Genomic DNA, 9661 nt, shown 5'->3' on the forward strand with positions numbered 1-9661 from the left:
AGCAAAGACCAAGCTGAAGCTGAGCCAACCCTTCTCAAGCCAAGTTGAAAGATTTACTACCTTTCCGTCTTTGCTCCTGAAAGGGTTTTAAATGCAATTTATATACCAAACTGGCACTGAAACGCGCTCCATTGAATTCGATTTAGTTGTCGGGGTGACAGACGAGCTTATCGTACCTTTGAAAATTGTGTGCGATGACATTGGGCTTAACTTCAACAGGCAGAAACAAAACTTATCTGTCGAGGCTTACAAAATTGGTGGCAAGGGTCAAGCGGTAGCTCACTGCACCTTGGCTACCTTAGTTAAGTTGTTCGATGATTTAACAACGCCTGATGCACATTCCAAACTGAAGCCTGACTCACAAGCTAGAGTCAAGCAGTATTACCTTAACTTTGCAAACATGGTGAACGCTCACCACAACCCAACTAAGGTTGAGTCAGTTGTTGAAATCTACAACGACTTATCACCAGCTGACCACTTGCGTAGAGACCTGTTCAAAATAGGTTGCAAACCAAGTGAGATTGCAGAGTCCATGAGAACTGGGCAGCTTCGGATGGTTAGTAAGTCAGTCCAAAAGGCTTCAATCCTTAGTGACCGTAAAGAGCCGCCTGTGATTCATTTCAGCAGAAAGCTAAGAGAGTTGGGAACGTCTTACCAAGATGCTGGAATTGAAAAGGTTTCATTTCATGATTATGTAGAAGGAACGTTACTGAAAATCAACTCAGTTCCTTTATCCAAATTTGAAATAACTCACCCAGACCATAAAGCTTCACAACGCCAAATTGATTATCTAAATGACCATGATGTGATCAACGGCAAGCTAGTAAAAATAGAGCCTAAGGCAGAAGTCATGCCTTGGGATGATGAACGTTCTTATATTGGAGTAAAGAAATGAACACAATTCAAACCTGGAGACAAGGGAAGTTTATTGACTCAAGGCAGTACGACCATTGGACTCTTGAAGATAAAGAGATGGCTGACGCAACTGAATCTCATTTGGTAAGACCGTCACCACTTGGCAATTCAATTTGTTATTGCCTTAATCCAAAGGATGCGGCATGGATTGCCGAGCGCCTGAACCTAGTCAGCAAACTGGAGGTTGCTGTTCACGACAACTTTCTCGCTTATGAAGACATGCTAGGTCAGCGTAGACAAGCAGAAGCTGAAGCCTTAATTAAGGCTGGAGAGAATTCTGAACTGTTAGAACTGCTTGTGGAGTGTAAGCAAGCTCTGCTTCAAGCTAACAGAAATGGTTATACACAAGGGTTTGAAACCCTTTATAAAATCAACGGTACTTTAACTGAGAATGGACTACTACTATGAATATTGAAAATGTGAAAGCAGCTATCGCTGGTATGAAGTTAGTTGCAGCTAAGGAAGTTGAGTTTAACCGTAATATGGTCTGTATGCAGTATTGGCAGGATTTGCCTGAACTTGGTGTGGCGGCATCTACATTAGAACATCTGACCGCAGGTGTGCATGGTGAGCATGAATGTGGTACAGCCGCATGCTTGGCAGGTCACATGACGTTGATGCCTCACTTCAAAGCTTTAGGCTTGGTAGTTGGTGAGTGGGGCGGTCTTCCAATCTTAGGCAGAAGCTCAGGCACTTCTGCTATAGCGTCAGTGCTAGAGATAGATTATTGGGCTGCATGTCAAATCTGTGCTGTAACACAATCAAGCGAGGGTTTTAGTGCGTGTTACGGTAAATTTGTGAACGAGGTTTCATCTACAGATGTGATTGCAAGACTAGAACATCTATTAGAAACAGGTGAAGTCAAAATGGCTTGGGCTGAAGGGTTGTAGAGATGAAAACCTTAATAGAAAACTTAGCAACGGCTTGGAATAACGGAGTGTATGACGAGCCTGAAATGAACTCAGTAATCCTAGATTTAGAGCTTCTAGCCAATTCAGGCAAGGTGTTGGTTTCAGCCTTAGCCTTACGCTCTATCTTAGTTGCTTTGGTGGGTGCGCCTCACCATATTCGAGAGCTGCAAGTCACCATGAACCCTGATTTATTTCCTGACAACCCAATCTCAGTTTTGGTGAGAGAGTTTAACGAGCAGGCAACATCATGAGCCTCACCTACATATTCGGCACCTTTAACTTCGGCACATTCCGAATTGGAGGTGATGTCAACCACATGTGCATCGTGCAAAGCCTCGGCTTAAAGCGCACATTTGAAACCTTGGAGGAGGCAGAACACTTCATTGATGTCCAGCCTTACGATTCTTGGTGTCGGGTCGATGACCAAATTGAAATTGTTTATAGCGAGAACTTTGTTCTCTCAGCAGGAGTGTCAGTATGAAAAAGACCAGACAAGTAACCCTAACCGACATAAAACCTTGGGACGATGAGTACCCAAAAGTAAACCTAGAAGGTTTTGTAGCCTGGGTAACAGAGCAATGGAACAAGCTTCCAAACGATGTTGACAACCTAGCAAGGAATACCGCAAACATTAGGTTCCTCGCTGATTACGAAGATGACGTAAGAATCAACATCACTTACGAACGCCTCGAAACCGACAAAGAAGAAGCTGATCGTGAGCGTCATGAAAAGCGCAATCGTGTGAGTACAGACAATAAAGAGTTTGAGCTGTACAAGCAACTCAAAGCTAAATTTGAAGGGCCTGCAAAATGACAGCTCTCAAATACTTTGCAGTTTGTCTAGGCCTATGGGTGTTGATGGCTTTGGTAATTTGGGCTTTCCAAATTGAAAAATCAAACCATATTCTGCTCATTGGCTGGTTGGGCGGCACAATTTACACCTACTTTTGGGAGAACAAAAAATGAAACGAATTGCAGTTTGTACCTTCACTGGAAGACGAGTTCTTCAAGAGCCAAATATGCTGGAGCCTGATGGTTGGCTTTGTTTGCATAACGATCTCATTGCAGATGATGAGCGTGATTGTGTTGAGTTTGAGGAGAGCCAAAATGGGGCCGATACAGAGAGCGTTTGAAGCCGCCGTGATGCGTAACTTCGCCCACATGCAAGTGGATTTAGACAAAGCTTGGGACTACTCATACATCAAGCATGAGACAAACCTTGCCTTCACTTATTTTATACAAGGGTGCAACGCTGGCATGGCACCTAACTTTGGAGTTGAAAATGAGTATTGATTTCGTAACACAATTAAGAGAAGGCATCGCAGGCAGGGTGGCTTCTGAAATAGATACCAACCGCAAGCTGCAACCTCACATGTTTAAAGACGCTGCAACCCTAGTAGAAGATATTAACAAAGCTGAGGCTTTCTTATTGGGTTGCCGCGACTTCATTAACAACGACAAGTTGTTTAACGATTACCCTCCTAGTTTGAAGGACTTTAAATGAAAACTATCACCCTAGAAACAATCAACCAACACACCGAAACCGAAGTGTTAACTCAAATTTTCAAGCACCTCTACAAGCAGAATGCACAGTCAACAGATGGTGATATTTGTGTGTATCGAAATGATGAAGGCCAGAGCTGTGCCGCTGGTTGCCTGTTCTCAGATGAAATGTACCAAGCAAGTGTGAATGACCGCCTAGAGTCCTACAACAGTCTCAACAGTTTCAAGGCTCAAGAGCCAATTGAAAACCCAGGCGCTGCTGACTTTGAAGGTAATGCGTTTACCTCAGTTGCTGGAGCATTTAATGCTGGTTTAGATTTAGAGCAGCGCATACCTCAACGCATGATTAACTTAATTTCAGCAACACAGCACGTACATGACAGTGCTTACGATGATGATGCAATAGCGTTCAGAGGGGCGTTGATTGCAGGCTTCACCGACATATCGACAGACTTTCAAATCCCACTTGACTTACCTAAATTGATCGCGGAGGTTGAAAATGAACATACAAGCGTTTGAGCCAGTTTTGGCCGCGACAAAAGTAAATATTAAAAGCCTTGAGGACATCCTCTGGCAAGTTCAATTGCAACACTACCCCGACAGCGTCAGACGCGATGCCCACTTCGTTATCACCCAATGGGCCAATAGCGAAATGCCAGATGAATTCTATTCTGCACAAAAGAACTACTTCAACCAACAATCTCAATGGATTTACTCGGATAACCCAGCTGAGCAAGAGCGTGAAATCAATCGGGAGCGCAACGAATACATATCTCGTAAGTGGAACAAGGAAATGACTCAACGCTTACAAAGCATCGTTCACACCATTCAACACAGTGTTGGTGTGTTTTATGAGTGTGGCCTGCAACCAGACGGAACCTACCAATGGAAAGGTTTCCGCTACGGTATCGAAGGAAGTGAATATCAATCAGGATTTGGGAGCTACTAATGACCACATGGATTCTTGTAATCATGCTTTGCACTCGAACCTGCCAGCCTATCCAAGCTGAACTCTATGTCAGCAAAGCAGAGTGCAGTAGGCATGTAACCGCAATCTCTACGTTCAATGAGCCTAGACAGTATTGCGTACCTTTAATTAAGAATTGAGAGCCAAATGAACATCAACAAATTAAAAACACTCATTGCAATTATGACGCGAGTGGAAACCGAGCAACGGGCATTTAACATCAACTTATGGCAACAAATGGCAATAACTGATGATGACGGTTACAAACCTCACAGAACTGAGCAAGAAGTTTCAGATTGCGGCACCAGTTGTTGTGTCGCTGGCTGGTTGGGAGTTAGTCCTGAATTCATTGCTGAAGGTGGAGACGTTACAAATTCAGGCTCACCTAGAATGGTTAATGCAACGGTTTATGAAACGGGCGCTGGAGCAATGGCCGTGTTCTTGGAGTCAAATGAAGCTATCGCTAATCAGATATGCGGTTTTGAGTGGCATGAAAATGAAAACTGCTACTATTTCCCTGAAACCAACACTTTTTACTTTGGTACTCACACAACTGACATCACCCCGACAACGGTAGTGAAAAGGCTCACTGAGTTATTAGCTGAGTATGAGGTATAACCAGCATGACACCCGAAGAAATGCAAACAGTCATCGGCAGGTGTGGTTGTGGTCGGCCAGTTCGATACCAAACTCACACTGGCTTGGCATGCAATAAGATTGGTAGATGTGAGCATGTTTTAGAAGACGCTCAAACAGAGGGCTTTCAACGCGATAACCTGCCACGCATTGCGATTATCGGTTGTGATTATGGACATGAAGAACTGCGAATGATGGTGACTGACCGTATGCATGGTGTTTGTGAAGTCATTTCAGATGTACACGTAAGCCAATCAAAAACGCTGAGGGTGATGTTAAACGATTCCCTCAGTGCTGCCATGTTGATCGCAATTCAGTCGCGTGGTTTTTGGGAAGATACTGTGCCACCAATCACTACAAACGTGGTGCATAAAGGTGGCTCAAAACGAAAACGAAATCCTGGGAGATGGAGATGAAAATGATAGTGGGTAGCAAATACAATTGGAAGAATCAACCTGAACGACTTGTGTATATGGGCAAGCTGGGCAGCTGGCATCAGTTTGAGTTGGTTGGCAAAGCTGGAATCTGGTGTGAAGTGCTTGACGATGACTTGCACATGCTTGAAGAAACTTAAACAGAGGCGGCAACATGAACCTGTGCAAATTAACAACAGACTCTAGGACAGCAAACACCGTCCTTTCTGAAACTGAAGCACTGGTGAAGCAGCTCTATCATCACCACGCTTCTCAGGCTAAGCCTCACACAGAGCCAGCATCAAAACAATATAACGCGGAATTAGCCGCCAAATGTAAGAATATTTTAGGGTATTAATATGCATTCAATAACAGAATTAGCCGCACGCTTCGGCGCAGATGTAAGAGAACTTCAGAAGTTCGGCGGTGAGACTGAAATCACCTTCACTTACGCCCAACTACAGGACTACACAGGGCAAATTAGAGTCCGAACGCAGGAAGAAATCGACTACCCACGCGACATCTTTAACTCAGTCATACAAGGCAATAGCCCATACGCTTTCTATTTGTTTCAGTGGGTTAACTACCAAACTGACGCTAAATTGTGGCGTTTGAAAATGCACCATGACGTTAAAACTTTTGATGGCCGTGAAGCTTTTAACATTTGGCCGAACGGAAGCAGTTGTGGGCCTTTCAAGGATTCCGAAGTGGAATTCATTCGTATCAGTAAAAATGCTTTTGGCCGTGAGTATGTGGACCCAAGGTTTAAGGAGAGCTGATGATTAAGTACACAGTTTTTCCATTCTGTCCACATGGAAACAGAATTCAAACATGCTACTTCTGTTCTTTAGATGTGAAGGAGAGTTAAATGTTTTATCAAACCAAGCAACATGAAGGTGTGACTTACTTCAGAACAACTCCTGACGGCAAATGGAGGTTGAGATGAAAACGCCAAAAGAAAAGTACATGAATGACCCATCGTTTCACCACTTGGTCAACACGCTAGAACAGCTTATTCACCAAGCAGAGTTCACGCCAAGTGAATTACGTGAAGCGTGTGTATTGGCAAGTATCAATTACGAAATGAAGCACATGCGAGACCATCACATTGACCCTCGCTTGAATGAGGCTTTCTTAGTGCTTGATAAGTTTGTGGAGTCATCCCAAAGGAGAAAGCGATGATTGCTCAAAAGGTAGAGTTGAAAGGCACTATCTCTGCTGACAAGTATTTCGCCATGAGCGTCAATGGAAACCTGTTCCAACTCCCAGAGTGGCAGTATGCCAAACTTGGGGAGCATGCGAGTAAGTGGGTTGATGATTGTGTAGAACAATTTAATAAAGGGAGATTCAAGTGAGTATCAAAATCGAAACAAAGTACCATGCAAGAATTGATTGTGGGGCGAACTCTGAGGATATTGACCATAACCGATGGCAGGAGTTTGTGGATTTGGTGTTTGAAAAGAACCCAATCAGCATTGACATAGAATCTTTCAGGGGTTCACCTGCATGGGACCCATTCATAGTATTTGAAGGTCATGACGAATTTGAGTTCAAGTTGTTTGTAGGCTTTCTAAATTACATGCTTGAAACTGATTTTGAAGACTTGGTGGTGTTGTATGAGTGATCAAGCAACAATCGACAGCCTTTATATCCACATTGATAATCTGCAAAAGCAGATAGACCAACTCAATGAAACCACGAGGCAAGCCATTGAGTTGGCTGACAGAGCCACGCAGAACTGGAAAAACGAGCACCAAAAACATCTCGATACCATTGAAAGTTTCGGGGCAATCATCAACAAATTTGGAGAAGTAAATGAAGTTACACGGTAGGGATATTAAGGAAGGTGACGAGGTGTGGAGCCTTACTAAAGGGTGGATAAAGGTCCTATCGGCAGAAGACCTTGGAGATGAATACCCAATTGAAACCGACAGAGGCTGCTTTACTGCTGACGGCAGGGATTACTCAGACGATTTGTTCCCAAGCCTTTTTTGGAACGAGATGGAGATAACCGTAAAGCCTCAACCTGACTACGAATGGCAGTATGTCTACACTATAGCTGCTGACTGCGTTTGGGAAACCACACTCAAACATTACAAAACTGAAGCAGACTTTTTAGATGCTATTAAAAAGCCGTACCAATTCCAAAAACTAGAAATTTCTAAGAAAGAGGTAGCAAATGAGTAAACACATAGACCTAATCAACGCATGGAAGAACGGAGCAATCATTCAGTTCTACAACAAAACTTCACGGAAATTTGTGGATGTCGATGACAATCAACCATGCTGGGCTGATGAAAATATCTACCGAGTCAAAATTACGGATGCCGAGCGTATTCAAGAGTTGGAAGACATGTTGGATGTAGCAACTCGTAATGCCGAGGACGGCCTTAAACAGGTTAAAGCAAATGACATTGTCATAGAAAATCTGAAGTTAAGTATTGATGCATCTAACAGGTCTATGGCTACTTTAACCAACGAGCGCCAAGAATTGAGGCGTGAGGTGAGTTATCAATCTGGCCTTCGTGAGGAGTTGCAGTTGGCTCACACAACCCTGTTGGAGGATTTCGGGGCTTTAAAGCGTTATAAAGATATTCAAGCTTCTAACTTCAATAGCCTCCATGCTGAAAACAAAACGCTCAAAGAAAATCAAGAGTACAACGAGCGTGTGATTGAGCGTAAGTCGAAAGAGTATGTTGAGCTTTACACCTTGCATCAACGTGAAATTGACAATCATGCGAACACTCGTAAACACCTTGACGTGGCAAACAGAGAAGCCAATCAGCAAGCTTTTAAAGTACGCAAATTGTGCGAAGAACTTGAAAGCCTGCATAGGCAGCTCAACTTCACCAAGGAGTTAAACGCAAACCAAGAAAGCACAATCATAAGCCTTCAAGACAAAGTTAAACTTTGCCAAGAATGTAATGGCAACCAATATGCAATCATTCAAGACCTGCAAAGCAAAATTGATGGTTCCGAGGTCTCTCAAGGTGACAGAATCTTAGCAATACTTGAGGCTAATCGTGACTACTTACAGACTGCTTTACTAAGCCTTCCGAAGTACAGCGAAGACGGTGATGCTTGGTACGGTGCAAGCATCAGTACACCTAAAGACTTCCTAGAATTTGACATCAATGTTTGGGAAGACGATGAATCAGGTGTAATTAAAGTGTCGGCTTATCTGGTTGAAGATGACCACACTAACACGGCCTGCGGCATCAACTTAGAAGCAACATTCAGTGAAAGCTGCATGAACTGCCCACTTGCGAAGCCGAGTCAAAAATGAGATTGCAGCTAGAAGTCGCCGCAATCTTTTTAAGCGACACACATCTAGGCACTAGGGACTGTCAGGCAGAAGCTTTGCTTGACTTCCTCGACAACGTCACCGCCAAAAAGTATTACTTAAACGGTGACATCTTAGATTTGTGGCGCATTGCACAAAACAAATGGGTTTGGTATCCAAGTCACACAGCAGTCTGCAATAAGTTTCTGCAGATCGCCGCCGACCCCGACAACGAAGTATCTTACGAACCTGGCAATCACGATGAAACATTCCGTTTCCTAGCCAAGTTCGGCTTCCTAGTTGGAAACATCATCGTTACCAATGAAACAACGCATGTAGGTATTAATGGCAAGCGTTATTTGGTAACTCACGGTGATCTATATGATGGAATAGGGAGCCTAGCACCTTGGCTTGCCCATGTAGGCGATAAAGCTTACGACATGATACTTCGGGTCAACTCATGGTTTAACGCAGCGCGTAGGCAGTTTGGCTTCGGTTACTGGTCACTCAGTAAGTGGATGAAGTCTCAAGTTAAGTCAGCAGTCGGCTTCATATTCCAGTTTGAAAAGAACCTAGCGGCTCACGCTGAACGCCTCGAATACGATGGTGTGATTTGTGGGCACATTCACCACGCAGAAATCAAACGCATTGGCCGCATTGATTACATGAACAGTGGTGATTGGGTTGAATCGTGTTCGGCTCTAGTAGAACACTTGGATGGCCGTTGGGAAATTATTTATTGGAAGGTAGGCAATGGAAACAAGTGATAAATCTTATGAGGCGCTTCAACGTGAAGCCCTGATGTTTAGGCGTTTGAAACAGTTTATGGGTTATGTCCAAAACGGTTCTGATACAACAGTGACAATGCATCAGGACGATGCAACCCAAACGTATGTTTTAAGGGTTGGCAACTCAACCTTTTACGGTATGACGTTAGAAGCCTGTATTAATCAAGCTGTAGCAGCTGATATGCACGTCAATTATGAGGGTGAGATTTAAATGCTAATCGAAGGTTTAACTTACCTAATAGTTTT

24 protein-coding genes are annotated in these 9661 nt (G+C 43.6%); all 24 read left to right on the top strand.

All coding sequences use genetic code 11. The features are described from left to right. Positions 1-91 precede the first annotated feature (91 nt). On the top strand, positions 92-895 hold the full coding sequence (locus PSU72_RS10740) for a hypothetical protein (protein WP_300432442.1): 804 nt from the start codon (positions 92-94) through the stop codon (positions 893-895). Then, entirely contained in the window at positions 892-1323 is a 432-nt protein-coding gene (locus PSU72_RS10745) for a hypothetical protein (protein WP_300432443.1), read from the top strand. The genes PSU72_RS10740 and PSU72_RS10745 overlap by 4 nt, the downstream gene beginning before the upstream one ends. After that, the gene (locus PSU72_RS10750) at positions 1320-1805 is read left to right on the top strand and encodes a hypothetical protein (protein WP_300432445.1); all 486 of its coding nucleotides are present in this window, start codon (positions 1320-1322) and stop codon (positions 1803-1805) included. Before PSU72_RS10745 ends, PSU72_RS10750 begins: the two co-directional genes overlap by 4 nt. A gap of 2 nt (positions 1806-1807) precedes the next feature. After that, positions 1808-2077, top strand: a complete 270-nt coding sequence (locus PSU72_RS10755) for a hypothetical protein (RefSeq protein ID WP_300432446.1) — start codon at positions 1808-1810, stop codon at positions 2075-2077. Next, a complete protein-coding gene (locus PSU72_RS10760) occupies positions 2074-2307 on the top strand; it encodes a hypothetical protein (protein WP_300432447.1) in 234 nt (77 codons plus the stop codon). Before PSU72_RS10755 ends, PSU72_RS10760 begins: the two co-directional genes overlap by 4 nt. Next, the gene (locus PSU72_RS10765; RefSeq protein ID WP_300432449.1) at positions 2304-2639 is read left to right on the top strand and encodes a hypothetical protein; all 336 of its coding nucleotides are present in this window, start codon (positions 2304-2306) and stop codon (positions 2637-2639) included. The genes PSU72_RS10760 and PSU72_RS10765 overlap by 4 nt, the downstream gene beginning before the upstream one ends. Then, positions 2636-2791, top strand: a complete 156-nt coding sequence (locus PSU72_RS10770; protein ID WP_300432451.1) for a hypothetical protein — start codon at positions 2636-2638, stop codon at positions 2789-2791. Before PSU72_RS10765 ends, PSU72_RS10770 begins: the two co-directional genes overlap by 4 nt. 6 nt (positions 2792-2797) lie before the next feature. Further along, positions 2798-3118, top strand: a complete 321-nt coding sequence (locus PSU72_RS10775) for a hypothetical protein (protein ID WP_300432453.1) — start codon at positions 2798-2800, stop codon at positions 3116-3118. After that, complete coding sequence (locus tag PSU72_RS10780) at positions 3108-3329, top strand: hypothetical protein (protein WP_300432455.1); 222 nt, start codon at positions 3108-3110, stop codon at positions 3327-3329. Before PSU72_RS10775 ends, PSU72_RS10780 begins: the two co-directional genes overlap by 11 nt. Further along, positions 3326-3847, top strand: coding sequence for a hypothetical protein (locus tag PSU72_RS10785; RefSeq protein WP_300432456.1), 522 nt, complete (start codon positions 3326-3328; stop codon positions 3845-3847). The genes PSU72_RS10780 and PSU72_RS10785 overlap by 4 nt, the downstream gene beginning before the upstream one ends. After that, the gene (locus PSU72_RS10790) at positions 3828-4277 is read left to right on the top strand and encodes a hypothetical protein (protein ID WP_300432458.1); all 450 of its coding nucleotides are present in this window, start codon (positions 3828-3830) and stop codon (positions 4275-4277) included. The genes PSU72_RS10785 and PSU72_RS10790 overlap by 20 nt, the downstream gene beginning before the upstream one ends. Before the next feature lie 165 nt (positions 4278-4442). Next, entirely contained in the window at positions 4443-4913 is a 471-nt protein-coding gene (locus tag PSU72_RS10795; RefSeq protein WP_300432460.1) for a hypothetical protein, read from the top strand. A gap of 5 nt (positions 4914-4918) precedes the next feature. After that, positions 4919-5347, top strand: a complete 429-nt coding sequence (locus tag PSU72_RS10800; RefSeq protein ID WP_300432462.1) for a hypothetical protein — start codon at positions 4919-4921, stop codon at positions 5345-5347. Then, positions 5344-5505, top strand: a complete 162-nt coding sequence (locus PSU72_RS10805; protein ID WP_300432464.1) for a hypothetical protein — start codon at positions 5344-5346, stop codon at positions 5503-5505. Before PSU72_RS10800 ends, PSU72_RS10805 begins: the two co-directional genes overlap by 4 nt. Positions 5506-5519: 14 nt before the next feature. Further along, positions 5520-5702 (top strand): hypothetical protein, encoded by a 183-nt coding sequence (locus tag PSU72_RS10810; protein ID WP_300432466.1) that lies wholly within the window; start codon positions 5520-5522, stop codon positions 5700-5702. A gap of 1 nt (position 5703) precedes the next feature. Then, a complete protein-coding gene (locus PSU72_RS10815; RefSeq protein ID WP_300432468.1) occupies positions 5704-6123 on the top strand; it encodes a hypothetical protein in 420 nt (139 codons plus the stop codon). A gap of 163 nt (positions 6124-6286) precedes the next feature. Continuing rightward, the gene (locus PSU72_RS10820) at positions 6287-6526 is read left to right on the top strand and encodes a hypothetical protein (RefSeq protein WP_300432470.1); all 240 of its coding nucleotides are present in this window, start codon (positions 6287-6289) and stop codon (positions 6524-6526) included. Further along, positions 6523-6699, top strand: a complete 177-nt coding sequence (locus PSU72_RS10825) for a hypothetical protein (RefSeq protein ID WP_300432472.1) — start codon at positions 6523-6525, stop codon at positions 6697-6699. Before PSU72_RS10820 ends, PSU72_RS10825 begins: the two co-directional genes overlap by 4 nt. Beyond that, the gene (locus PSU72_RS10830; protein WP_300432473.1) at positions 6696-6968 is read left to right on the top strand and encodes a hypothetical protein; all 273 of its coding nucleotides are present in this window, start codon (positions 6696-6698) and stop codon (positions 6966-6968) included. The genes PSU72_RS10825 and PSU72_RS10830 overlap by 4 nt, the downstream gene beginning before the upstream one ends. Continuing rightward, entirely contained in the window at positions 6961-7176 is a 216-nt protein-coding gene (locus PSU72_RS10835) for a hypothetical protein (RefSeq protein WP_300432474.1), read from the top strand. Before PSU72_RS10830 ends, PSU72_RS10835 begins: the two co-directional genes overlap by 8 nt. After that, complete coding sequence (locus tag PSU72_RS10840; RefSeq protein WP_300432475.1) at positions 7160-7531, top strand: hypothetical protein; 372 nt, start codon at positions 7160-7162, stop codon at positions 7529-7531. Before PSU72_RS10835 ends, PSU72_RS10840 begins: the two co-directional genes overlap by 17 nt. Then, a complete protein-coding gene (locus PSU72_RS10845; protein WP_300432476.1) occupies positions 7524-8630 on the top strand; it encodes a hypothetical protein in 1107 nt (368 codons plus the stop codon). Before PSU72_RS10840 ends, PSU72_RS10845 begins: the two co-directional genes overlap by 8 nt. After that, the gene (locus PSU72_RS10850; RefSeq protein WP_300432477.1) at positions 8627-9394 is read left to right on the top strand and encodes a UDP-2,3-diacylglucosamine diphosphatase; all 768 of its coding nucleotides are present in this window, start codon (positions 8627-8629) and stop codon (positions 9392-9394) included. Before PSU72_RS10845 ends, PSU72_RS10850 begins: the two co-directional genes overlap by 4 nt. After that, positions 9381-9626: a hypothetical protein gene (locus PSU72_RS10855; protein WP_300432478.1), complete on the top strand. Its 246-nt coding sequence runs from the start codon at positions 9381-9383 to the stop codon at positions 9624-9626. The genes PSU72_RS10850 and PSU72_RS10855 overlap by 14 nt, the downstream gene beginning before the upstream one ends. Positions 9627-9661 lie beyond the last annotated feature (35 nt).

The sequence above is a fragment of the Methylotenera sp. genome (genome assembly GCF_029945535.1).
Lineage (GTDB): Bacteria > Pseudomonadota > Gammaproteobacteria > Burkholderiales > Methylophilaceae > Methylotenera.

Coding starts and splice junctions, on each gene's coding strand:
- PSU72_RS10740 (WP_300432442.1), top strand. CDS start 92: ATGCAATTTATATACCAAACTGGCACTGAAACGCGCTCCATTGAATTC.
- PSU72_RS10745 (WP_300432443.1), top strand. CDS start 892: ATGAACACAATTCAAACCTGGAGACAAGGGAAGTTTATTGACTCAAGG.
- PSU72_RS10750 (WP_300432445.1), top strand. CDS start 1,320: ATGAATATTGAAAATGTGAAAGCAGCTATCGCTGGTATGAAGTTAGTT.
- PSU72_RS10755 (WP_300432446.1), top strand. CDS start 1,808: ATGAAAACCTTAATAGAAAACTTAGCAACGGCTTGGAATAACGGAGTG.
- PSU72_RS10760 (WP_300432447.1), top strand. CDS start 2,074: ATGAGCCTCACCTACATATTCGGCACCTTTAACTTCGGCACATTCCGA.
- PSU72_RS10765 (WP_300432449.1), top strand. CDS start 2,304: ATGAAAAAGACCAGACAAGTAACCCTAACCGACATAAAACCTTGGGAC.
- PSU72_RS10770 (WP_300432451.1), top strand. CDS start 2,636: ATGACAGCTCTCAAATACTTTGCAGTTTGTCTAGGCCTATGGGTGTTG.
- PSU72_RS10780 (WP_300432455.1), top strand. CDS start 3,108: ATGAGTATTGATTTCGTAACACAATTAAGAGAAGGCATCGCAGGCAGG.
- PSU72_RS10785 (WP_300432456.1), top strand. CDS start 3,326: ATGAAAACTATCACCCTAGAAACAATCAACCAACACACCGAAACCGAA.
- PSU72_RS10790 (WP_300432458.1), top strand. CDS start 3,828: ATGAACATACAAGCGTTTGAGCCAGTTTTGGCCGCGACAAAAGTAAAT.
- PSU72_RS10795 (WP_300432460.1), top strand. CDS start 4,443: ATGAACATCAACAAATTAAAAACACTCATTGCAATTATGACGCGAGTG.
- PSU72_RS10800 (WP_300432462.1), top strand. CDS start 4,919: ATGACACCCGAAGAAATGCAAACAGTCATCGGCAGGTGTGGTTGTGGT.
- PSU72_RS10805 (WP_300432464.1), top strand. CDS start 5,344: ATGAAAATGATAGTGGGTAGCAAATACAATTGGAAGAATCAACCTGAA.
- PSU72_RS10810 (WP_300432466.1), top strand. CDS start 5,520: ATGAACCTGTGCAAATTAACAACAGACTCTAGGACAGCAAACACCGTC.
- PSU72_RS10815 (WP_300432468.1), top strand. CDS start 5,704: ATGCATTCAATAACAGAATTAGCCGCACGCTTCGGCGCAGATGTAAGA.
- PSU72_RS10820 (WP_300432470.1), top strand. CDS start 6,287: ATGAAAACGCCAAAAGAAAAGTACATGAATGACCCATCGTTTCACCAC.
- PSU72_RS10825 (WP_300432472.1), top strand. CDS start 6,523: ATGATTGCTCAAAAGGTAGAGTTGAAAGGCACTATCTCTGCTGACAAG.
- PSU72_RS10835 (WP_300432474.1), top strand. CDS start 6,961: ATGAGTGATCAAGCAACAATCGACAGCCTTTATATCCACATTGATAAT.
- PSU72_RS10840 (WP_300432475.1), top strand. CDS start 7,160: ATGAAGTTACACGGTAGGGATATTAAGGAAGGTGACGAGGTGTGGAGC.
- PSU72_RS10845 (WP_300432476.1), top strand. CDS start 7,524: ATGAGTAAACACATAGACCTAATCAACGCATGGAAGAACGGAGCAATC.
- PSU72_RS10850 (WP_300432477.1), top strand. CDS start 8,627: ATGAGATTGCAGCTAGAAGTCGCCGCAATCTTTTTAAGCGACACACAT.
- PSU72_RS10855 (WP_300432478.1), top strand. CDS start 9,381: ATGGAAACAAGTGATAAATCTTATGAGGCGCTTCAACGTGAAGCCCTG.